We start from the raw sequence: 24,401 nt of genomic DNA on the forward strand, positions 1-24,401 counted from the left end.
TTATAAATTATTTTGATTCATGAATATTTGCATCTGTGGCATTTGTTCTAGAACGTAAATCAGCTTCAATTTCTTCTAAACTACGACCACGTGTTTCAGGTAAGTATTTGATGACAAATATTAGTGCACAAATCCCGATCACTGCAAAAATTAAAAATACTTGTTCTACAGGTAAGACTTCAGTCAATATTGGGAAGAATTGAGCAACTAATAAACTTCCGATTGACAATACTAATGCTGCGGCACCCGTTGCGGCACCACGTGCACGCATAGGGAATAACTCTGGTAACATTACCCATAATACAGGTCCCCAAGTAAAACCAAAGAATATAATGAATAACGTTAAACAAGCCACGATAATCCAAGCAGAAGATTGAATACCAATTGTCCAAATTAATACGGCCATAATAAGTAATGAAGCAACCATGCCAATATTACCAATGACTAATAAGCGTTTACGATCAATTTTATCAATAATCATAATTGCAACAATCGTAATGATAACGTTCACAGTACCAATACCAACAGTACCTAAAATAGAAGTAGCATCGCCTAATCCTGCTTTACTAAAGATAGAAGGTGCATAATATATAATGGCGTTAATACCGATAATCTGTTGTAGCAAAGCAAATATACAACCAATAATCAGTGTTGGACGTAACCATGGTGATTTTAAAACATTCCATGTACTTTCAGAGATACTATTAATTTCTTTCATATCTGCGATTTCTTTATCGATTTCGCTGTCTTTAAATGTTAATTTCATAACATCACGTGCTGCTTTTTCACTTCTATGTTCAAGTAACCATCTAGGACTTTCAGGCATAAATGCGACACCAATTAATAAAATAAGTGACGGTACAACTGCAAGACCTAACATCCATCTCCAACCTTCGATAGGTGTGAAAGCATAGTTGATTAAATATGAAGATAAGATACCAATCGTAATCATTAATTGGTTTAAAGAACTTAAAGAACCACGTTGTTCCGTAGGTGCCATTTCAGATAAATAAACTGGAACAATGGCAGTAGAGCCACCAACAGCCAATCCGATAACTAAACGACCTATAACTAATACGGGCATTGAAGGTGCTAATGCTAAGATAAGTGCACCAACAATATAAACAATAGCTATCACAAATACCACACGTCTACGGCCAAGTCTGTCAGATAATGGCCCACTTGCACCAGAACCAAAGATGGCACCGACAAGCATAGATGCAACAACCAATCCTTCTGTAACACTATTCAATGGTATATCATCTTTTATAAATAATAGAGCACCCGATATTACTCCCATGTCGTAACCATAGAGTAAACCTCCCAATGCACCAAGGAAAAAGATGAGTTTTTTATCTACTTTAATTCCCATAAAAACCCTCCTGATAAGTTTCGATATCAATAAGTATACGCTTTCATATTTTGGTTGTAAATATTAAAATATAAGATTTTTATTTATTCATATCTATTTATATTAGATATCATTTTATTCATATACGAATAAAAAAGGGACGCGTTTAAATCGATAAAAAAATAAACCTTAATTTCCTTTTTAAAAGAAAATTAAGGTTTATTTTAAGGATTAAGGATTAAGGATTAAGGATTAAGCATTAAAATCAATGACGATTCTACCTGAATTATTATCTTCAAGTACTTGTTTAATATTATCTTCAATATCATTAAAGTGGATTACTTTTTTAATATCATGTAAGTTATCTGGTTTTAAATCTTTAGCTAAACGGCGCCAGATATGTTTGCGTTGTCTCATTTCAGTATAAACTGAATCAATACCTATAATACTTACGCCTCTCAAGATAAATGGAAATACTGAGCTATCAAATTTTGCACCTGCTGTCATACCAATAACAGCAACCATACCATTGTAATCCAATTGTTTCACGATTTGTGATAAACTCTCTCCGCCAACTGGGTCAATGACACCTTGCCAAGTTCGTTTGCCAAGTGCTTTTTGATCGCTATTAGCAATGCGGGAAATAACTTCTTTAGCTCCAAGCGTTTTTAGTTTGTCCTCTGCACCTTTTTTGCCAGTACTAGCAATAACATCAAATCCAATTGAATCTAACATCATAATCGCTAATGTACCAACACCTCCGGTAGCACCACGTACGAGTATATCTTTCTTTTCGATAGAAAGTCCGTTATGTTCTAACTTTTCAATAGCTAATCCAGCTGTATATCCAGCTGTACCATAAATCATTGCTTCTTCTAATGTTAAATCCTTTGGTAATGGTACAATCCATTCTTCTTTAACACGTGCATATTCACTAAAACCACCAAAATGGCTAGTCCCTAAGTCATAACCCGTAACGATGACTTCATCGCCTTTTTCGAAAGCATGTGTATCTGAATGTTCTACAACACCAGCTAAATCAATACCTGGAATCATTGGATAAGAAGAAACAATTTTTGAATTTTCTACTGTAGCAAGCGCATCTTTATAATTGATTCCAGAATATTTTACTTTAATAAGTACATCGCCTTCTGGTAGAGCATCTACTGAAATATCTTTATATTGATTCACGACTTTGCCGTCTTGTTCATCGACTACAAAGGCTTTGAATGTGTTAGTCATTACTGAATGGCACTCCCTTATGTATAAAAATTACGAACAATTAAAAAACAAGACCTACTTTATCATGTAATTGAATATTACACAATAAGCCAAACCTAGAGTATTTATAAGAAAGCGTTTTAATTTAAAAAAACTTTTAAATTACATAAAATTCGTAGATTTATTCTATATAGAGTGAATAAGTTAGAACTGAGTCAGGTGCTTTTTAAAATAGTAACCTGTCTTCGACTTTAGTATAATGACAATAAAATATAATGTGGGGTGAAAGCGGAATGGATCAATCTATAGAAATGGTTAAACTAGATGAAGTTAAAGTATTAAGAGAATTAAGTATCACTACGTTTAGGACGACGTTTGAGCATGGTGAATATACAGATGAAGATTTCGACGCATACTTTGATGAGGCTTATGCAAAAGATCAATTACTACAAGAGTTAAAAGATGACAATTCATTCATTTATTTCTATAAGGAAAATCGTGACATTGTTGGATATTTTAAATTAAACATTAATGAAGCACAAACTGAACCAAAGGGGGATGCGTATCTTGAGATTCAACGTATCTACTTTTTACCACATGCCCAAGGTGGTGGGCGGGGCAAACAAGTAATTGAGTTTGCCACTGCGAAAGCGCGTGAATTAAATAAAAAGAAAATATGGTTAGGCGTGTGGGAACATAATGCACAGGCTTTTAATTTTTATAAAAAGCAAGGATTGTCGGTGACAGGTGAACATCAATTTTATACAGGGAATGTTGTAGATACCGACTTGATAATGGAGAGAGACATCTGACCTAGGTATGTTAATTTAACATGTGTAATGATTTAAATTGTCGAAGATGTGTAATCTATCAATATAAACTTAAAAATTGTTTTGATTTTGTTAAATTTATATTTTCTTTTGAAAAAATTTTGATGAAAGATGTTTATTTTTGAATTTATAGTGAATAACATAATAATTCTCATCAACCCTAAATGATAGCGTGATACATACTAAGTAACCTTTGTGTCATGAGTATTATAAATTCAAGGAGGTTTTCATATATGAAAAAATTATTAGCAGGGTTTTTGACTTTATCATTAGCACTAGCTGCTTGTTCAAATGGTAGTGATGATGACAGCAGTAAAAAGGATGATAGTTCAAAAGACAATCAATCTTCTGATGATAAGTCCAAAGATTCTAAGAACGATGACAAAAAGAACAATGATTCTGATAAAGACAAAGATAACAATTCAGATTCAGACAAAAATTCAGATAGTAAATCTGATGACAGTAGTTCAAGTGATCGCAATAATGGAGATGATGAAAACAGCTCGGATAATGCGTCAGGTTCAGATAGTTCATCAAGTAACAATGACAGTAACGCAAATAGTGATGGCTCAAGTTCAAATGCTGATGGAGATAATGCATCAGGAAACAATGACAATGCTAACAATGCCACATCTTCAGAAAGTAATGGCAACGAGAATGGTGCTATGAATGATGCTAATGGTAGTAATTCAAATGATAATGCAAGTGCAGATGCAAATAATGGTGCTTCTAGTGCCAACACATCGCAATACGTAGCGCCGTATCAAGGTCAAAATGCAGTGCCAGTAGCACAAAATATTACATCTGGTACACCTGATTCACAAGCTGCATTACAAAACTTACCGAATTTCCAAAATGCTTTAGATAATGCTACAACTGAAGTGAATGGTTTAAATGGACAATCTAATCCATATAATGATTATGCAATTGAAGGTAGCGAAGGAAATTATAGCTATATCTTCAGTTTCCAAAATCAAGCGCAACCTGGAACATATACAATAGCTACAGTTGATCAACAAGGTACTGTTAGAGTAGTGGACCCTGCTTATCAACAATAATATTGAATTTAGGTTTAGAAAAAGTGAGCCAGTCTTTTAATGAAGTCTGGCTCACTTTTTTGTTTGTTATTTAGTTATGACATAGTCTCAATTACTTAGATTTAATACATTTATGAATGATGTGAGAAATTGTTTCAAAGGCATGATTATCTTTATTAATAAATTCAGTATGATGAACATCTTTCATTTGATGACTGATTAAATCATTTAACAATGCTTTTGAATCACTATAACGTACAGTTGATAATGCGTGCATCACGTCATCATATACACCACGTTCTGTTACATATTTTTCATGATCTGGTGTATATTGACATACAACTTTATCTATCGATAGGGCATCAAATATAATCGATGAATAATCAGTCAATACAATATCAGATACTAACAATAAATCTTGAACTTCAATATGCGTAGGTGCAATGATTGCATTTTCAGGCATATAATCTGATTGATCTTCAATATGTCCTTTGAATATCACATTATATTTGTTAAGTAACCCGTCACTTATAGGCAATAAATCAACTTCATCAAAATGTGAGTGCCAAGTTGGAACATATAATAGTGTTTCTTTGTCAGGATCCAATTTAAGTTCTTGTTTGATGAAAGAAATATAATGTTTATCAGATTGTTTGTCCATTAAATATCTAACTCTTGGATAGCCACAATTTAAAATATGAGTTTGTTGTTGTGGAAAAGCAGATTTAAAGTGTTCAATAATTGGGGCACAGTCACTGATAAAATAATCTTGCTGTAACCATTTATTATATTTACGTGCTCGATAATTATAAATGTTAAGATTTTGCGTTGGTTCCATACTGTCTAAAAACAATTTTTTTATTGGTGTGCCATGCCATAGTTGGATAATGGTACCATTTGGTTTTAAATTGTCTGGAATATAGCTTTCCAAAATAACAACCTGGGCACTTTCTATGAGAGACTTGGCTTTAGGGTCATCTGGTTTTATAAAATTGGGTCCATTTACATCATTCGTAATGAAATATATGGGTAACTTAGAAAAATGTTTTGCAAAGTGATTGAACAAATAGCGAGAATTACCTCTGAAACCATAATCAAAACCTAAGAATACAATATGGTCTTTAATGTTTGATTTATCTTTTTCATATATGTAGCTCATATTTTGGTGTTTCTTTACAAAGTGATTTTGAATCATTTTAAATAACCAATGTGGTAATTTAAAATGCGTGCGATTTAAACATTTGTCAGTAAAACGCATTTGATCAGGAGCTAATATTTCGTTGTTTTTAAAGGGCAACGGGTGATTATGCGTATAAGCTAATTTGTTTAAATTGAATTTTGTAGTATTTAATGGCGTTAGATTTTTAATATCATGCCAAATGCGCCTACTTGTTATAAATTCAGAATTAAAGTTAAAAACGACATGACTATCTGTAATGACATCATCTTGCATTAAAGATATCAGAGCCAAATCGAATATATTATTAATATCGTAATTATTTAAGATAGATTGTGTTGTTTCTATATGATATATCACATTTGGAAAATGATTAATATTTTCTATCCAATCATTAAATGTAATGTCTGATTTACCGAAGTATGTGCAATCGTTGATATATTGATTTTTCACTGTATAGTCCGCTACAATCGTACACGGTTTTAATGATACAGCCTCAAGCATGGGTTGATATATGTCTATGCTGTCATTTATTAAGACAAAGTGTGTACAGTCTTCGTGTCTAGCTTTCTCCAGCTCAGATTCTAAATCATGAACTGCAGTAATTTCAATTTGTTTTATCATGAATATCCCTCTACTTAATAGTTAATAATCTTATTTTACCATGTTGCGTACGTGAGACAAAAGATATCCGTGAATAAAAAACCCCGAGCAAAACTCACTATATTTAAATTTATTCTTTACAGCAATGTAAATTAAATGTAATTATAGGGTATAAGTTGTCGCATTTAAAAATAATATTTTAAATTTTTATTGAATTTGGTAGAAAAAATGCTATAATTTAATTGTGAAAAAATTCACAATAAGGAATCGTTTTTATACACAATCATAAATATATGTAGAAAGTAGAAGTGAGTCAAAATGTTTGTAGATACGTTTAACCCCTTTGATAACGTCCTGTTATCATCAATTGTTGCAGCAGTGCCGATTGTTTTATTTCTTTTATGTTTAACTATTTTTAAAATGAAAGGCATTTATGCATCAATCACAACTGTTGTTGTTACAGTTATTATTGCTATCGTCTTCTTTAAACTACCTGTAAATATTGCATCAGGTGCTGTTGTAGAAGGATTTTTCCAAGGGATTATACCCATTGGTTATATCGTTGTAATGGCAGTTTTACTTTATAAGATTACGAATGAAACTGGTCAATTCGATACGATTCAAGATAGTATATCGAGCATTTCTCAGGACCAACGTATTCAATTGCTATTAATTGGATTCGCATTTAATGGATTTTTAGAAGGTGCTGCTGGATTTGGTGTACCTATCGCTATTTGTGCTTTATTACTTACACAATTAGGATTTGCGCCATTGCAAGCTGCCATGTTGTGTTTGATTGCAAACGCTTCAGCAGGTGCTTTTGGTGCCATTGGTTTACCAGTTACAGTTATAGACACATTAGGTTTACACGATAGTGTGACAGGTATGGCAGTTTCTTCTATGTCTGCTTTAACACTTGTGCTTATGAATATGCTTATTCCATTTTTATTAATATGGATTATAGACGGATTTAAAGGTATTAAAGAAACACTACCAGCGATACTTGTAGTTGCGATTACTTTCACTGTTTTACAAGCAATCATTACGGTGTTTATAGGCCCAGAATTAGCAGATATCATACCACCATTAGGTGCAATGATGGCACTTGCAATATTTTCTAAAAAATTCCAGCCAAAACATATCTTTAGAATTAATAAAGATGAAGAACCTCCAAAAATCAGCAAACATCAACCTAAAGAGATTATTTATGCATGGAGTCCGTTCGTCATTTTAACAGTAGTTGTAATGATTTGGAGTGCATCTTTCTTTAAAGCGTTGTTTGTTCCAGGTGGTGCGCTAGAATCATTCGTGTTCAACATTGCACTACCAGGTACATATAGTGAAATCGCTAATAAGGCGATCACATTACCGTTAAACATCATAGGTCAAACAGGAACAGCTATTTTAATCGTTATTGTTATTACAATTTTGATGTCCAATAAAGTACATTTTAAAGATGGTGTGCGTTTATTCAAGAACGCATTTAAAGAGTTATGGTTACCAATCATTACGATTTGTTTTATTTTAGTTATTTCTAAATTAATGACTTATGCAGGTTTGAGTAATGCAGTAGGTGAGGGAATTGCGAAAACAGGTAGTATTTTCCCATTATTATCACCAATTTTAGGTTGGATTGGTGTATTCTTAACTGGTTCAGTTACGAATAACAATACTTTATTTGCGCCAATTCAAGCCGCGGTAGCAAGCAATATTGGTGCAAGTGGTGCGTTACTTGTTTCTGCAAATACCGTGGGTGGTGTTGCAGCAAAATTAATTTCACCTCAATCAATCGCTATTGCAACAGCCTCTGTACAACAAGTAGGTAAAGAATCAGAATTACTTAAAATGACACTTCGTTATAGTGTGGCTTTACTGGTTTTCGTATGTATTTGGACTTTCTTATTAAATATATTTATATAGAAAAAACAGATATTAATTTCAAATGGATTTATTTTTAATAGCTTATTATAAAACAAACGCCTACAAAGTAGTCATATGTATGTCTACTTTGTAGGCGTTTTTGCATTGTGTAAGGTGAAAATCCTATGATTGTCGGTTTATCTAATGTCTAAGTATCAAGCATATGTCTAAAAGAAAGATAGATTGCATTTGGCTCATAATTCTCAACCGTTTGATAACCATTTTCGATAATAACTTGATCTTTAAATTCTTGGTTAATGAGACGGCGTAGTTTGTTTGCTAAAGCGTCTACATTGCCATGTTCAATTAAATAGCCATTTACATTATTTTGAATAATTGATTCAGGACCAGCATTTCCGTCAAAGCTTACTACGACACTGCCTTGATTCATTGCTTCTAATATAACCATGCCAAACCCTTCATTGCGGGATGGAATAACTGTCAGTTCACTTTTAGCTAATTTTTCATTTAATTGATGTGTTGCGCCTTGAAGAAAAACAATATCCTCTAAGTTATTTTTACGGATCAACTTGGATAAGTTGTTTCGTTCTTTACCATCACCATATATGTGGACCTGATATCCAAATTGTCTCATATTTTCTTGAATTAGATTAATACTGTCAATCAGTAAATCAAAGCCTTTTTCGTATTCTAAACGTCCGGCGGCACTAATATTTTTAACTTTTTGTTCTTGTAAGCGTGTTTCATTGATAATATTTGGGATTACAAAAGTAGGGATGTGTATGTAATCTTGATATTTTACTTTATCAGTTTCAGTTAATGTTGTTAATTTGTCTAGATTTTTATAGGCATTAATGATTTCTTGTTGATATGCTTCTGGATGCGCATCAAAATTCATGTGCTCCATACCAATTTTTTCACATTTCATAGGCGCATGTTGAGCGATAAGTATATTAAAACTTGCGCGTGTCCCAATTAGGACATCGGTATTAACATGTTTAATTGCTTTAATCATTTTCTTTTCTATATAATGTGAAAATTGATTAAGACCAGGTTCGTGTTGGGAAATATACTTGGGTTTCGATAAGGATGTCCATTTAGTAATACGATTAAATAAGATATCTTTAAAATTAAAGGGATGTAATTGGTAGTTAACTAAGGGCTTAACTTTAATGGATGGATTGATATCAAAATAAGGTGATGTGTCTCCTTTAAAAACGGAAATAATTTCCACGTGATGTCCTTTTTCAGCTAGAACATTAGCGATTTGGGAAATCGATTTTACCGTTCCACCCATCGCATAAAAATTATGCATAAAAAAAGTGATTGATTTCATAAAAACCTCCAAGCGTACTTTACTTAAATTGAAATCCATTATATCACGAAATGTGTGGTGGATTTCTATATTTTCTTTGTTTATAAAACGTTGTGATAAATAAAGTATACCTCGTTTTAATAAGTATAATCATCAAAATATGATATATTCTAGTTAACACTTATTAACAAAATTTGTGTAAAATTACTGAAACCCCTTTTTTCATGCGATAATTACGTATATAATTAGAGAGGTATGAAGTAATTGTGTTATTGCGTTAAATACATAAATGGCAATAAGACGAATTTTTTATTTTTAAGTTATAGAAAACGCTTTACTAAATTAGTGAACGTATTATAAAAGTAAAGATAACGTTTCTATTAAACACATATAAAAGGGGGACTGTATTTGTTATGAGTACACAACATAGCAAAACAGATGTCATCTTAATTGGTGGCGGTATCATGAGCGCAACACTAGGGACGATTTTAAAAGAAATCGCTCCTGAGAAAGAAATTAAGATGTATGAAAGGTTATCAACACCTGCTGAAGAAAGTTCGAATGCGTGGAATAATGCGGGCACAGGGCACTCTGCATTATGTGAATTAAATTATACGAGCGAAAATAAAGACGGCACAATTGATATCAAAAAAGCGGTTAAAATCAATGAACAATTTCAAGTTTCCAAACAGTTTTGGAGCTATCTAGTGAAACAAGGGCAACTCGATCATCCAGAAGCATTTATTAAACCAGTGCCTCACATGAGCTTTGTTCAAGGGATTAAAAATGTAGACTTTTTGAAAAGACGTGTAGAAAAACTAAATAAAAACATTTTATTTAGTAATATGGAAATCACGGACAATAAAGATAAGATAACTGAATGGACGCCTTTAATTATGGAAGGACGTACCTCTAATATCCCCATGGCGATTAGTTATGATAAAACAGGTACAGACGTTAACTTCAGTGCATTGACTAAAAAATTATTTGAAAATTTAGAAGATAAAGATGTAGCATTAAATTATAAACACGAAGTTGAAGACATTAAACAGCGTAAAGACGGTGTTTGGGAAGTGAAAGTTAAAAATCTTGATACAAACACTATAGAAATTGTAGAAAGCGACTTTGTATTTATCGGTGCAGGTGGCGCAAGTTTACCATTATTACAAAAAACAGGTATCAAAGAATCTAAACATATAGGAGGATTCCCAGTTAGTGGGCTCTTCTTAGTGTGTAGAGATGAAGCGATTACCAAAAAACATTTAGCTAAAGTATACGGTAAGGCACCAGTCGGCGCGCCGCCAATGTCTGTACCACATTTAGATACACGCTATATAGATGGTAAACGCACAATTTTATTTGGACCTTTTGCTGGTTTTTCACCGAAGTTTTTAAAAACAGGTTCAAATATGGATTTAATCAAGTCTGTTAAACCTAATAACATAATTACCATGCTTTCTGCGGGAATTAAAGAGATGAATTTAACGAAATATCTTATTTCACAACTTACCTTATCCAACGAAGAACGTATGGAAGATTTACGTCAATTTGTACCGAACGCAAAGAGTGAGGATTGGGAAGTTGTTGTTGCAGGACAAAGAGTACAAGTAATCAAAGATACTGATCAAGGTAAAGGTACCTTACAATTCGGTACAGAAGTCATCACTTCTGAAGATGGCTCATTATCTGCATTACTTGGTGCTTCACCTGGCGCTTCTACGGCGGTAGATATTATGTTAGATTTATTGAAACGTTGCTATAAAGATGAATTTGAAGGTTGGGAAGAAAAAATTAAAGAAATGGTTCCTTCTTTCGGTATGAAATTATCTGAGAATGAAGCACTTTATACGCAATTAAACAAAGAGATTACGAAATATCTTAAAATTAACTAGAGTTATTGGTGATTAAGGACGACAAATAAATAAGCCGTGAACTAATGAAGTAGAAATTGTGCATTGTATATCTTTTATTCATGTTAAATTAGGCCGAGACATCAAAATGTGTCTCGGCCTAATTCATTGTATGGGTTGTAAATGTAGGGCATCGTTTTATCGAATTAACTTATTGTCTTAGGCACCTTTTTGAATGTGATTGTAAAGGTCGTTCCAGCATTTTTTTCACTATCTACCGTTATTGTGCCATGGTGCAGTTCAAATATTGCTTTTGCTATCGCTAAACCGAGGCCATTACTATTATCATGATTACTTGACTTGTAGAATCGTTCAAATATACGAGCTTGTGTTTCGGCTGACATGCCTTGGCCGTCATCTGTAATTGTACATGTAATTGTCTCTAAGTTTTGTGAAAGTGTGACGTCAACCATGCCACCCGTTGTTGAGTATTTTATCGCATTGGTAATCAAATTTTGAAAGGCTTGATGTAATAAACGTTCGTTACCATTCATACTAATTGTTTCTAAGTCTGACATTATAATTAAATCTTTTTCATTGGCAGAAAATTGCTCATGTCTAATTATTTTTTTAATCAACTGATTTAATTGAATATCATCATCAAAGTCTAAATGCGCGCCATTATCTATTTCTGATAACAGTAACAATGCTTTTGTTAATTCACTAAGTTGTGTTGTGACTTCATATATTTCTTCAATATATTGCTCACGTGCATTATCCGTTTTAGCAAACTTTAATAAATCAAGTAGATGATGAATATGAGTTAGCGGTGTTTTAATTTCATGCGATACATTTTGAACAAAATGTTGTCTCATATCGTCTAATTGTTTGAGAGATAGGCGCATTTTATCAAAACGATATTGTAATGTACCAAATTCATCTTTACGTGTTACATGAATGACCTCATCAAAGTTACCATGCATCAATCGTTCTGTAGCACGTTTCAACTGTTGTATCGGTTTGATAATCGCATAAGTAGATGAAATAACCAATATAATTGAGAAAAGTAGTAATAATGTGATTAGAATCGCAAGAAATATTCTAAATTCACTAAAGGTTTTGCCAATGTCAGGACGCATAAAAACAGCATATGTATGTCCTTTAGATTGATAAGCTATACCAACGGTATTTTTCGTTGTATTCTCAAAAAAACCAGTGATAATAGGGTTATAGGGTAAATTTTTAATACCATGATAATCCTTACCATGTAATACAGATTCAGCTGTTTTTTTGCTAATATTATCTTTTCTGAATTCAGTGCCATAATATGTACGATGGCCATCTTCAGAAATTGTCATCACTTGATAATTCATCTCTCCCAAGTGTTTGAAAAAGGGTGCAGATGCTTCAATCCTTGATTCTTTTTGATATTGAATTGAATCCTTTAATGTGCGCATGATTTTAGCGTCGTTATTTTCTTTTAAGTAGTTATGATAAATAATATTAGTACAGAGAAAACTAGCAACTGCAGAGAATATCATAACAGTGATTGTGTAAATGGCTATTCGTGTATAGAGTGATTTAAACATGATCATCCACCTTATAGCCCAATCCTCTTACAGTATGAATCGTTACAGAAGCATCTATTTTTTCAAGTCGTTTTCTCAAACGCTTAATATGAACATCCACTGTACGTTCATCACCTTCATAATCAAAGCCCCATATTTTTTCAATTAATGCATCACGATTAAAGACTTGTCTTGGATTAGAAGCAAGTAAAAAAAGTAACTGAAATTCTTTATTAGGTAAATTCATTGATTTTGATGAAGATTGAATTTCTAAATAGGATTGGTTTAATGTCAGATTACCGATTGAAACTTCGTTATTTATATTAACATTATAACGTTTAAGTACCGCTTTAATTCTGAACATCAATTCCTTAACTTCAAAAGGTTTTGTAACATAATCGTCTGTACCTGTTAAATAAGCTTGTTCTTTATCACTTAAAGCATCCCGTGCAGTTAACATAATGACCGGGATATCGAAATCTTCTTTAAGTATTTTACATAATTCAAATCCACTCATTTTTCCCATCATCACATCTACAATTGCAATATCAACTTGATGTGTTTCAAGATAAGATAAAGCATTTTCTGCACTAGATTGGACAATTGTTTCGAAATGCTCTCGTTCAATATATTTCGAAACATATTCTAATATTTTTGGGTCATCATCGACAATTAGACAGGTTGTCATACGCAAGGTCTCCTTATTAAGTATTATGATTATTATAAATGTAACACTTCGACGATACAATTTATAATAATGAAATAATTTAGATGCGTTCATATTGAGTTCACATTGATAGCATAAACTCCAAATATAAGTTTTAAAGAAGGAGTTGAAAATGATGAAATTAGCATGGCAAGAAATCAAATATTATAAGTTTCGCTATATTTTAATCATGCTCATCATATTATTGTTAGGTATTATGGTGTTATTTATAAGTGGATTAGCTCAAGGATTAGCAAGAGAAAATATCTCAATGTTAGACAACATGAAATCCGAAAAGTATGTTTTACAAGATAATAAGCAACCACAAATTGAGAAGTCGATTATTAAACCAGAACAACAAAATAAAATTGAAGATATTACAGGTCAAGAACCATTAAAAATGGCACCTCAAACATTAAAGATTGATAAAAATGAAGAAGACGTCTTAATGATCAATACGGTTAAAAACGAAAAACCTGAATTAAAAGCAGGGCATTATCCTACTAAAGACAATGAAGTGGCAATTAATAATAAACTTACTGCTGATGGTATTAACGTAGGAGATAAAATTAAACTTAAAGATGGTAAAGCATTAAAAGTATCAGGTGTACTCAATGATACGATGTATTCACATAGTTCAGTTGTGATGATGAGTGATAATGGATTTAACACATTGAATAAACAAGCTAGCACTATTTATCCAGTTAAAGATTTATCAAAATCAGAGCAAGAGAAAGTGAATGATATTTCTGGCGTGAAAGTATTTACAGAAAATGACATAACAAGTGAAATTCCAAGTTATCAAGCAGAACAAGCGCCATTAAATATGATGATTGTAAGTTTGTTTGTTATTTCAGCGATTGTACTTAGTGCATTCTTCTATGTTATGACAATTCAAAAAATACCAGAAATTGGAATATTAAAAGCGATTGGTATGAAAACAAAACACTTATTAAGCGCATTAATTATTCAAATATTAATTACGACGATGATAGGCGTGATTATATCAGTTGCTATTATTACGGGATTGTCATTCTTAATGCCAGTATCTATGCCATTCCATGTTACAACATCAAATCTACTGTTAGTTGTAGGTGTATTTATTATTGTTGCTATAATTGGAGCAATATTATCATTTATCAAATTATTTAAAGTAGATCCTATCGAAGCAATTGGAGGTGGAGAATAATGAGTTTACAAGTTAAAGATATTAAAAAATCATTTGGTAATGGCCAATCAGAAACCCCTGTATTAAAAGGTATCAATTTCAATGTGAATGAAGGCGAATTTGTTATTCTTAATGGTGCATCTGGATCTGGTAAAACGACATTATTAACTATTTTAGGTGGTTTACTTTCACAAAGTAGTGGAGATATTTTGTATAATAATCAACCTTTATTTACTAGAGATAGAAAGGCTTCAGAATTAAGGTTAAATGAGATTGGCTTTATCTTTCAATCGTCTCACTTAGTACCATATTTAAAAGTAAAAGCACAATTGACAACGATTGGTAAAGAGGCAGGAATGACTATGCAAGAAGCTAATCAAAGGGCAGAAACTTTACTAAAACAAATAGGACTAAACCATCGCTTGACTGCCTTTCCTCATATGCTGTCTGGTGGGGAGAAACAACGTGTGGCAATTGTGAGAGCACTAATGAATCATCCTAAAATTATCTTAGCTGATGAACCGACTGCAAGTTTAGATGCGGAACGTGCGACGGAAGTTATTGAAATGATCAAAAATCAAATTAAAAGTAAAAAAATGATTGGCATCATGATTACTCATGATAAACGTTTATTTGAATATGCTGACAAAGTCATTGAATTAGATGATGGCGTTATTACCAATGCCTAAATGATAGATGTGTTATTTTAGATACAATGCAATAGGGCGTTAAGATAAAACGGAATGTATACTTAAAGTATTTAATTTATTACATCCGCAAATAGTATAAATAAAAATCTGAGACATTTAGTGATGTCTCAGATTTTTTTATTCACTCAATGACGCGTAGCGATACAGTGGACATATTTAAAATATGTTATAAAGGGATACTTGGAATAAACCAATATGTGATTATGCATATGAAAAATAAAGCTGCAAAATAAACCGTTAATAATAATTTATATTGATACATTAATGCTAAGAAATCACGAATTAATGCAATTTCAAAAAAATGATAAGGTGTATGACTTCCAACTCCAGTTAATTTTAAATTGAATTTTTGTCCAAAGCGTAAAGCACGCATAATATGAAATTGACTTGTGACACAGACAATTTTAGGGACACATTCGAAGTGGCTCTCAATGAGTGATTTAGAGAATTGGATATTCTCTGACGTACTTGTGGATTGATCTTCTAACATAATATGATTTGATTCAACCCCATGATGTATTAAATAGCGCTTCATGGCTAGCGCTTCGGAGATGGGTTCATCGGGCCCTTGTCCGCCGCTCACAATAAACTTAGCATTTGGTTGTTGCACATATAAAGTTAAAGCACGATCCAAACGGCTAGCTAACATAGGCGTTACATTTTCTGTAAATATACCAGCACCTAGGACAAGTATGACATCGAAGTCAGGTTTATTATTCAGATTTAAAAAGTTCGACGAACACATCATGTAGCAAATAAAAGTGAAAAGCGCGCTAAAAGATATAGCTGAAATCCATAGAAAGATAACGTTAATACCAATAGGAATCAAACTAATGTAAAAGCATGCAAGCGTGAAAACAACGAGCTTAAAAGCCACATAATAGAGACGTTTTAAGAAAAGGGCACTCATGCGATTTTGCATTAAATGCTTATGTTTGATGTGTAATAATAGAGCGCCTAAGGACATGACAACAAGAATATCTATAGGTAGCGTATGCTCACCAATATGTATAATAATGACAACATAACCTAATATTACCTGGGAAATATAGATTGAGAGATGTGCCGAATATTTGAAGTTAAAAAACATACACAAATATGTAAATAATATCATAATACATAAAGCCAAAGTTAACATACCCATGCCTCACTTCCGATTTTTATAGTATATTAAATGTAGTGTAATCTTTCGAAATAAGCAAATTTAATTATTAATACTAAGGTAACCAAGTAAAAACATGAATTAATATAAGTATAAGTTGCGAGTTTTAACTTTTATACATAATAAAATATTGATATCATTAACATAATATAAAAAAAACAAAATTAAATGATTTTTAATGGAACATTGAGGTGGCAGGTATGGTAAAAAATTTAGGTAATCATATTGAGTTTATGGGAGAATTCATTGATGATGTGAATACATTGATGGCGAAGTTACTGAAAGCATTGAGAGAAGAATATAAAATTTCAAAAGAACAAGCTAACGTGATTTTGATGTTAGAAAATGAAAAAGCAATGACTTTGACAGCAATTACAGAGAAACAAGGGGTTAATAAAGCAGCAGTTAGTCGAAGAATAAAAAAATTGATACAAGCTGAAGTTGTAGAATGGGATAAAGCCGAAGCGCATACAGATCAGCGTTTAAAATATATTAAGTTAACGGAAAAAGGTAAGCAATTCAATCGAGAAAGTAAATCTATCATCAACGATATCGTAAGTGACATGTTGCATGATTTATCAGATGAAGAAATCGAACAGGCGAGATATGTGCTCGAGATTATTGATCGTCGACTAAAGAATTTTAATTTAAAAAACCACACATAAATTTAGTTGACGTAACATACGATGAGTAAAAAGCAATCTTAAATATTGATCATTGACGTTATTGCGTCAATGCTAGTTTAATCGTGTTATTGGACTAACGATGTATATCATTTTTAGCATGCGTTACATATAATAAGGTAAGTAGAATAAAATAGGCAATTTATGTTTGCATATTGGATTAATTAAAGTAGCAACAGCAAGCTTACATATGGTTTCATTTTAATGTGTGTTAAAATAATGTGATGATGTATGAATTTAGAGATAAAGAGGTGATAAAATGCGAAAATGTCCTAAATGTGGGGGGAATATGAGAGATAAACAAAGTAAGTGTGGCCATTGTGGTTATGAAGTCACTGACAATCACTCAGAACAACTCACGCGTTCATTAAAAGATAATAAAAAAAGCGCAAATATAAAAGCACGTAAAATTATCCCCTGGGGAATTGCATTCTTTATCATTATCTTACTTATTATTATTTTCTTCTTATTAAAAAACTTCAATTCGCCTGAAGCACAATCAGAGTTGCTTATAAATGCAGTCGATAATAATGATACACAAAAGCTTTCTACAATCCTAAGTACACAAAACAATAGTGTGGATGAGACAGAAGCAACCGCTTATATTAAATATATAAAAAATGAGGTTGGGATGGACAACTTTGTAAAAGATGTGAATCAAAAAATCAAGAAGTTAAATGAGAGCGAGACCAAAGAAGCGGATTTTGTCACTGCTAAAAATGGAGAAAATGTATTGAGAGTTAGTAAAAATGGAAGACGTTATTTAATTTTTGATAACATGAGTTTTACGGCTCCTACTAAAGAAGCTATCGTCAAACCTAAATATGATGCGACATATAAATTTAAATCTGATGATAAACAAAAAACAGTCACTGCTGAAAAAAATAAAACGACAGCAATAGGTAAATTTATTCCAGGTGATTACTTACTAGAAACTAAAAAAGAAACGGCTAATGGCCAATTTGATGGTCAGTTAAAGTTTAATTTTAATAATAGTAATAATGAAACGATAGATGTCAGCGAAGATTTTAACGAGGCATATATTCAAGTTGAATTAAGTGGCGCATCAGAAATAGATAAAGACACTGTAAAAGTAAAAATCAACGATAAAACTTACGATTATGCTAAAGCAAAAGAGATTGGTCCATATCCAAAAACAAATGATATTACTGTTTCTGCTGAAGGCGAAGCTAAGAAGAAAACATTTAAGTCAGCTGAAACGACAGTGAAAACAGATAATCTAAAAGATAAAACAAAAGTAACATTAAATTTTGATGATGATGAAATACAATCCTATGTAGATAAAAAAGAAAAAGAAGAGAATAGCTTTAGAAATAAGGTGACTAATTTTTTCGGTAATTTCACTACAGCGATGAATAGTGCACATAGTCAAAGTGATTTTTCTTTAGTATCATCTTATTTGAAGAAAAACACAGATAACTATAAGTCGACTAAAAGTGATGTGAATTCAAACCGTTTATTCTTTATACAACAACCACAAATAACAGAAATCATTAAACAAGGTAATACATTTTATGTAACTGGACAAGCTTTGAAAGAGAATGGTCAATATGGAGAAGTTGACTATCAATTACAAGGTGATGGAGATGCAGATAATTTAAAAGTAGTTAAATATTCAGAGTAATTAATAAAGGTATTTAATTGGTCTATATTATTGTAAGACCATATAATATTAAATAATTGGAATGAGGAAGAACGAGGTGCTTTTAACCTCGTTCTTTTTGTATAGAGAAATGAATATACAAGCAAGTATTTAAAAGTGGTAAGGTTAAAGCTATAATGGTGTTAATATGTATAAAATGATAAGAATAGAATTATTTTTAGGAGAACTTAAATGACTAATAAACAAACGCAGCACAAACAATCATTACTGTTTGTCATTATTTTAGGGGCTTTAACAGCAATCGGCGCTTTATCTATTGATATGTTCTTGCCTGGCTTACCTCAAATACAATCAGATTTTAGTACAACAACTTCAAATTCACAATTAACATTATCTCTATTTATGATTGGTCTCGCTTTAGGTAATTTATTTGTTGGTCCAATCTCTGATGCGATAGGTAGAAAAACGCCACTTGTTGTAGCCATGTCATTATTTACATTGGCAAGTATAGGTATTATTTTCGTCGATAATATTTGGCTCATGATTGCTCTAAGATTTGTTCAAGGTTTCTGTGGCGGTGCAGGTGCAGTCATATCACGCGCGATATCTAGTGATTTATATAGTGGAAAGCAATTAACAAAATTCTTAGCTTTACTTATGCTAGTGAATGGTGTGGCGCCGGTCATAGCACCTGCTCTAGGTGGCGTTATATTATCGTTCGCTACTTGGCGTATGGTCTTTGTTATTTTAACGTTGTTCGGTGTTTCAATGGTCATTGGCTCACTATTTAAAGTACCAGAATCTTTGGAATTAGAAGAACGAGACAGTCCACATCTTGGTAGTATATTTAAAAATTTCAAGCAATTATTAATTACACCTAGATTTGTATTACCGATGTTGATTCAAGGTGTAACATTTATTATGTTGTTTAGTTACATATCTGCTTCGCCATTTATTACGCAAAGTATTTATCAAATGTCGGCGCAACAATTTAGTATTATGTTTGCAGTCATAGGTATCAGTTTGATTATTTCTAGCCAATTGACTGGTAAAATGGTTGATTATATAGATCGACTAACTTTGTTAAGAATTTTAACCATAATACAAATTATTGGTGTAGCAGTCGTATCGATGACGCTAGTCATGCATTTATCAATGTGGTTGTTATTTATTGGTTTTGTTATTCTCGTAGCACCAGTTACTGGTGTGGCGACATTAGGCTTTTCAATTGCAATGGATGAACGCACTGGTGGTAACGGCAGTGCATCTAGTTTATTAGGATTAGTTCAATCCTTATTAGGTGGACTTGTTTCGCCTTTAGTCGGCATGATGGGTGAAGACAGTTATATACCATATATTACGATTATTATGATAGCTGGTATTTTGCTCATTATTTTGCAATGTATCAATTATTTTGTGTTTAAGTATGTACCATCTAAAAATAGTATTGAATAATTAAAGCGGTCGAGACACGTATCATGTCTCGACCGCTTTAATTATTTTAAAATGTTATGCTTATGCGCAATGACTCATATGATATTAGCGTCTAAGTTTTATAGCGTTTGCTAGTAAAATTTGTGCCAGTTCATCAGGTGTTTCGATACACTCTTCACGTATCCAAAAGTATATAATACCAATTTGTCCGCCAATAGCATACGTGACAAATTGTTTTTTCTTCAATACTGTCGTGTAATCGACAAGCATATTCGTATACGTCTCTTTAGTGATTTTTACATAATCCGTAAATAAATCTCGATTAGGGTGTGAGACAAATATGGCATGGAAAAATCCATAGTGACGTTTAATATAAGTTAATATGACTTTGAAAAATTGATAGAGTTTAAAATGATTAATTTCATTTTTATCGAAACTGAAGTATAGTGCATTTAATAATTTTTTATATTTTTGAAGATGATATGTTTGAATCGTAGATAAAAGATTATACTTATCTACAAAGTAATCGTAGAAGGTCGTTCGATTAATGCCACTATAAGCACAGATCATTTTAATAGTAATGTCTTCAAAAGGATGTTCTTCTAGCAAAGTAATCATATTTCGAATAATTTTTTCTTTAGCTTTCTGTTTCATTTTATCTCCTTCAAAAATTGCATACAATAACTTACCCGACACATTTTATAGAAGTGTCGGTGTTTTTTTAAATGTTATGTATCTATAATATATAAAGTGAATTTTAAAAGCAAATAGGAGGAAAGAGTAATGAAAAAAATGGTATTAATCAACATCGTTACCATTGTAGTTCTTGTGATTATAGGAGTAGTCGGTTTCCATTTTTATAATCAAGCTACAGGATTTGTAAGTACTGATAATGCGAAAGTAGATGGAGAACAAATTAAAATATCTGCACCAGCATCAGGTGAAATCAAATCATTCGATGTAAAAAACAATGAAAAATTAAATAAAGGTGATAAAGTTGCAGAAATTGCAGCTAAAGGTGAAGATGGCCAATCACAAAACATGGACGTTAAAATGCCACAAGATGGTACAATCGTAAAAACAGATGGTATGGAAGGTTCAATGGCGCAAGCAGGGACTCCAATTGCTTATGCTTATAATTTAGATGATTCTTACATTACTGCAAATGTTGATGAAAAAGATATTGCAGATGTTGAAGAAGGCAAAGATGTAAATGTAAAACTTGACGGCGAAGACGCTGAACTTAAAGGTAAAGTAGAAGAAGTTGGTAAAGCTACAGCTTCAAGTTTCTCAATGATGCCTTCATCAAACACTGATGGTAATTATACAAAAGTATCTCAAGTTGTACCTGTGAAAATTTCACTCGATTCAAAACCATCTAAAAATGTTGTTCCAGGAATGAACGCTGAAGTTAAAATTCATAAAAATTAAGGGGGGTCTTTAAATGACAATGACCTTCATTATAATTTACGTAGTCATAGCGCTCATTTTAGTTGGGTTACTTAATGTTTTTCTAACTAAAAGAAAACATAATAAAGTAAATCAACAAGTGGAACAAACAAAGCATGAAAGTCATGTTTCTAATGAAATTTATCAATCTAAATTTAAAGTGAACGATACGGAAGATTCTCAGGAATCATCCAAGGAGTCAAAAGCAACGAACGAAGATGATCGTGAAAATAAAGATGAGAATGATGAATTAAACACATTTTCTACTGATACCAATGATACAGAAGTAGAACAACAAGATGATTCAGATCATGAAGCGATCAATCCTAATTCAGAAGAAGCTAAAGTAAATGAAAAATTAAAAGAAAAGCATAGTACATTTATGTTTGGTAAAGGTACGACCCAAGGCAAAGTATTAATTGCGATGATCTTTGGTATGTTTATAGCTATATTAAACCAAACTTTACTTAATGTAGCGTTACCGATGATAAACACAGATTTCAATATTTCAGCTAATACGGGTCAATGGCTAATGACAGGATTTATGCTAGTAAATGGTATCTTAATTCCAGTCAGCGCCTACTTATTTAATAAATATTCGTATCGTAAGCTATTCTTAGTTGCGATGACATTATTTACGATTGGTTCTTTAGTCTGTGGACTGTCTGAATCATTTACAATCATGATGGTAGGCCGTGTATTACAAGCTATTGGTGCCGGTATATTAATGCCGTTAGGTACAAATGTATTTATGACAATTTTCCCACCTGAAAGACGTGGGGCAGCGATGGGTACGCTTGGTATCGCTATGATTTTAGCACCAGCGATTGGTCCAACATTATCTGGTTATATTGTTGAAAATTATCATTGGAATGTTATGTTCTATGGTATGTTCATCATTGGTTTGGTATCTTTAGCCATTGCTTATATTTGGTTTAGAGTATATCAAGTAACAACAAATCCAAAAGCCGATGTACCAGGAATTATCTTTAGTACGATTGGTTTCGGCGCGTTACTTTACGGATTCAGTGAAGCAGGTAACAATAGTTGGAGTTCACCTATCGTAGTCATTTCCTTAATATTAGGTGTTATCTTTATTATTGCATTTGTCATCAGAGAACTTACAATGCGTGTGCCTATGTTAAGTATGGAAGTATTAAAATACTCAGGATTTACGTTAACAACAGTCATCAATATGATCGTTACAATGAGTTTATTTGGTGGTATGATTCTTTTACCACTTTACTTGCAAAACTTAAGAGGCTTTACCCCAATTCAATCAGGTCTGTTATTACTACCTGGTGCCTTGATTATGGGTGTTATGGGTCCAATTGCTGGTAAATTATTAGACACAATTGGTATCAAACCATTGGCATTAGTAGGTACTGCAATCATGACTTATGCTACTTGGGAATTAACGAAATTAAATATGAATACGACTTATGGTCATTTAATGCTTATTTATATTATTCGTTCTTTTGGTATGAGTTTTATTATGATGCCAATTATGACAGCTGGTATGAATGCATTACCACAGAGATTAATTGCACATGGTAATGCCTTATCAAATACATTAAGACAACTTGCAGGTTCAATTGGTACGGCGTTATTAGTGACAGTGATGTCTACACAAACAACGCAATATGCTGCAGGTTACGCACAAGATTTAGATAAAACGAACCCATTTATTAAAGATCGTTTACAAGAAATGGCGCAAGCGTTAGGCGGCGAACAAATGGCAACTTCACAAGTGCTAGAATTTGTTCAAAAACTAGCTTCTATCAATGGTGTCAATAGTGCATTCTTAATTGCAACAGCGCTAAGTGCACTTGCATTTATTTTAAGTTTATTCTTAAAAGGTAAAGATCACTATATGTCTAAAGAAAATTAAATCATATTTTTTGATTAACATAAAAGCCGCCTCCAACTTAAATGTTGGAAGCGGCTTTTTCTTTTACAGTATGTTTTTAAATAGATGACGATAAGCTTATTTACGCACTATACGATTTCTGAAAAACATGCTAATTAATACGAGCGCGATACTACATCCTAACAATGTAAAAGCATTATGAATTGCATCAGCTTCAGTTAAGATTTGGGTAGGTTTAACTGAAATATAATATTGATTCATTGAGTCTGAAATTCTAGAAGCAATATTTTTAATTAGATAAGAAAAACCAAATGTAATGACTAACATAATCGCGATGACAAACATATTTACTACTTTTAATACGGTTCTGTTAAATAGTAAAGTAAAGAAAGTTAAGACTAAACTTAAAATACAGGCGATAAAGAACACGTAAAATACTAGGATTAATCGATCGATACTCGTTTGTAAATTATCGATTGAGGCGACATTAATATTTAAGTTAGAAATATCATTTATAGTAGTTTGGAAATTAGTGAGTTTATGAAAATTGATTGTCTCTTGCGCGAAGACTAAATTAAAAATAGGTTCCTTAAACATGCTATAACCCGTTATGGCCATTAAAATAAGGACAATAATCTGGATAAGCATACTTACCCAAGACTTTTTCTTTTTTTTCAAAACGCATCCCACGTTGCATGGGTTCACTTGTTAGGGTATGTTCAAAATCTTTAAATTGATGGTTCTGTTCTGCCATAGGATACT

General features: G+C 32.3%; 19 protein-coding genes and 1 pseudogene. 11 read left to right on the forward strand and 9 right to left on the reverse strand.

Going from position 1 to position 24,401, the window contains the following annotated elements; all coding sequences use genetic code 11:
- Window positions 1-7: 7 nt before the first annotated feature.
- Together SSP_RS02580 and SSP_RS02585 are read right to left on the reverse strand one after the other, a co-directional pair.
- Window positions 8-1,372, reverse strand: coding sequence for a sugar porter family MFS transporter (locus SSP_RS02580; RefSeq protein ID WP_011302484.1), 1,365 nt, complete (start codon window positions 1,370-1,372; stop codon window positions 8-10).
- 231 nt (window positions 1,373-1,603) lie between these two features.
- Window positions 1,604-2,593 (reverse strand): acryloyl-CoA reductase, encoded by a 990-nt coding sequence (locus SSP_RS02585; RefSeq protein WP_011302485.1) that lies wholly within the window; start codon window positions 2,591-2,593, stop codon window positions 1,604-1,606.
- Between the two features lie 272 nt (window positions 2,594-2,865).
- Between SSP_RS02585 and SSP_RS02590 the strand changes: the two genes are divergently transcribed.
- Both SSP_RS02590 and SSP_RS02595 read left to right on the forward strand, forming a co-directional pair.
- Window positions 2,866-3,384 carry a GNAT family N-acetyltransferase gene (locus SSP_RS02590; protein WP_011302486.1) on the forward strand — a complete coding sequence of 173 codons (519 nt, stop codon included), beginning with the start codon at window positions 2,866-2,868 and terminating at the stop codon, window positions 3,382-3,384.
- A gap of 251 nt (window positions 3,385-3,635) precedes the next feature.
- Window positions 3,636-4,460 carry a hypothetical protein gene (locus tag SSP_RS02595; protein ID WP_011302487.1) on the forward strand — a complete coding sequence of 275 codons (825 nt, stop codon included), beginning with the start codon at window positions 3,636-3,638 and terminating at the stop codon, window positions 4,458-4,460.
- A gap of 91 nt (window positions 4,461-4,551) precedes the next feature.
- Here SSP_RS02595 and SSP_RS02600 read toward each other — a convergent pair whose 3' ends face one another.
- Window positions 4,552-6,240 carry a CDP-glycerol glycerophosphotransferase family protein gene (locus SSP_RS02600; protein WP_011302488.1) on the reverse strand — a complete coding sequence of 563 codons (1,689 nt, stop codon included), beginning with the start codon at window positions 6,238-6,240 and terminating at the stop codon, window positions 4,552-4,554.
- Between the two features lie 297 nt (window positions 6,241-6,537).
- On the opposite strand from SSP_RS02600, the gene SSP_RS02605 reads away from it, so the two are divergent.
- Window positions 6,538-8,139, forward strand: coding sequence for an L-lactate permease (locus SSP_RS02605; protein ID WP_011302489.1), 1,602 nt, complete (start codon window positions 6,538-6,540; stop codon window positions 8,137-8,139).
- Between the two features lie 148 nt (window positions 8,140-8,287).
- On the opposite strand, the gene SSP_RS02610 is transcribed toward SSP_RS02605, so the two are convergent.
- Entirely contained in the window at window positions 8,288-9,436 is a 1,149-nt protein-coding gene (locus tag SSP_RS02610) for a glycosyltransferase family 4 protein (protein ID WP_011302490.1), read from the reverse strand.
- A 392-nt stretch (window positions 9,437-9,828) separates the two neighbouring features.
- On the opposite strand from SSP_RS02610, the gene mqo reads away from it, so the two are divergent.
- Window positions 9,829-11,307, forward strand: a complete 1,479-nt coding sequence (gene mqo, locus SSP_RS02615) for a malate dehydrogenase (quinone) (RefSeq protein WP_011302491.1) — start codon at window positions 9,829-9,831, stop codon at window positions 11,305-11,307.
- 164 nt (window positions 11,308-11,471) lie between these two features.
- On the opposite strand, the gene SSP_RS02620 is transcribed toward mqo, so the two are convergent.
- Window positions 11,472-12,854 (reverse strand): HAMP domain-containing sensor histidine kinase, encoded by a 1,383-nt coding sequence (locus SSP_RS02620; protein ID WP_011302492.1) that lies wholly within the window; start codon window positions 12,852-12,854, stop codon window positions 11,472-11,474.
- Entirely contained in the window at window positions 12,847-13,521 is a 675-nt protein-coding gene (locus SSP_RS02625) for a response regulator transcription factor (RefSeq protein WP_002482492.1), read from the reverse strand. The genes SSP_RS02620 and SSP_RS02625 overlap by 8 nt, the downstream gene beginning before the upstream one ends.
- 154 nt (window positions 13,522-13,675) lie before the next feature.
- Between SSP_RS02625 and SSP_RS02630 the strand changes: the two genes are divergently transcribed.
- Together SSP_RS02630 and SSP_RS02635 are read left to right on the forward strand one after the other, a co-directional pair.
- On the forward strand, window positions 13,676-14,728 hold the full coding sequence (locus SSP_RS02630) for an ABC transporter permease (RefSeq protein ID WP_011302493.1): 1,053 nt from the start codon (window positions 13,676-13,678) through the stop codon (window positions 14,726-14,728).
- Window positions 14,728-15,396, forward strand: coding sequence for an ABC transporter ATP-binding protein (locus SSP_RS02635; RefSeq protein WP_011302494.1), 669 nt, complete (start codon window positions 14,728-14,730; stop codon window positions 15,394-15,396). Before SSP_RS02630 ends, SSP_RS02635 begins: the two co-directional genes overlap by 1 nt.
- Before the next feature lie 187 nt (window positions 15,397-15,583).
- On the opposite strand, the gene SSP_RS02640 is transcribed toward SSP_RS02635, so the two are convergent.
- On the reverse strand, window positions 15,584-16,561 hold the full coding sequence (locus SSP_RS02640) for a YdcF family protein (RefSeq protein ID WP_051488176.1): 978 nt from the start codon (window positions 16,559-16,561) through the stop codon (window positions 15,584-15,586).
- Between the two features lie 218 nt (window positions 16,562-16,779).
- On the opposite strand from SSP_RS02640, the gene SSP_RS02645 reads away from it, so the two are divergent.
- The 3 genes from SSP_RS02645 to SSP_RS02655 all read left to right on the forward strand — a co-directional run bounded on the left by SSP_RS02645 (window position 16,780) and on the right by SSP_RS02655 (window position 20,341).
- Window positions 16,780-17,244, forward strand: coding sequence for a MarR family winged helix-turn-helix transcriptional regulator (locus SSP_RS02645; protein WP_011302496.1), 465 nt, complete (start codon window positions 16,780-16,782; stop codon window positions 17,242-17,244).
- Between the two features lie 277 nt (window positions 17,245-17,521).
- Window positions 17,522-18,907, forward strand: coding sequence for a TcaA NTF2-like domain-containing protein (locus SSP_RS02650; protein ID WP_011302497.1), 1,386 nt, complete (start codon window positions 17,522-17,524; stop codon window positions 18,905-18,907).
- A gap of 210 nt (window positions 18,908-19,117) precedes the next feature.
- The gene (locus tag SSP_RS02655) at window positions 19,118-20,341 is read left to right on the forward strand and encodes a multidrug effflux MFS transporter (protein WP_011302498.1); all 1,224 of its coding nucleotides are present in this window, start codon (window positions 19,118-19,120) and stop codon (window positions 20,339-20,341) included.
- 84 nt (window positions 20,342-20,425) lie between these two features.
- Here SSP_RS02655 and SSP_RS02660 read toward each other — a convergent pair whose 3' ends face one another.
- Entirely contained in the window at window positions 20,426-20,974 is a 549-nt protein-coding gene (locus SSP_RS02660; RefSeq protein ID WP_011302499.1) for a TetR/AcrR family transcriptional regulator, read from the reverse strand.
- A gap of 129 nt (window positions 20,975-21,103) precedes the next feature.
- Here SSP_RS02660 and SSP_RS02665 point away from each other — a divergent pair, with 129 nt between their 5' ends.
- Together SSP_RS02665 and SSP_RS02670 are read left to right on the forward strand one after the other, a co-directional pair.
- Entirely contained in the window at window positions 21,104-21,751 is a 648-nt protein-coding gene (locus SSP_RS02665) for an HlyD family secretion protein (protein ID WP_011302500.1), read from the forward strand.
- Window positions 21,752-21,764: 13 nt separating this feature from the next.
- Window positions 21,765-23,660, forward strand: a complete 1,896-nt coding sequence (locus SSP_RS02670) for a DHA2 family efflux MFS transporter permease subunit (protein WP_011302501.1) — start codon at window positions 21,765-21,767, stop codon at window positions 23,658-23,660.
- A 96-nt stretch (window positions 23,661-23,756) separates the two neighbouring features.
- On the opposite strand, the pseudogene SSP_RS02675 reads toward SSP_RS02670, so the two are convergent.
- Window positions 23,757-24,393, reverse strand: a pseudogene (locus tag SSP_RS02675) (hypothetical protein).
- Between the last annotated feature and the right edge of the window lie 8 nt (window positions 24,394-24,401).

Origin of the sequence: Staphylococcus saprophyticus subsp. saprophyticus ATCC 15305 = NCTC 7292, from assembly GCF_000010125.1 — a bacterium.
Taxonomy (GTDB): Bacteria; Bacillota; Bacilli; order Staphylococcales; family Staphylococcaceae; genus Staphylococcus; species Staphylococcus saprophyticus.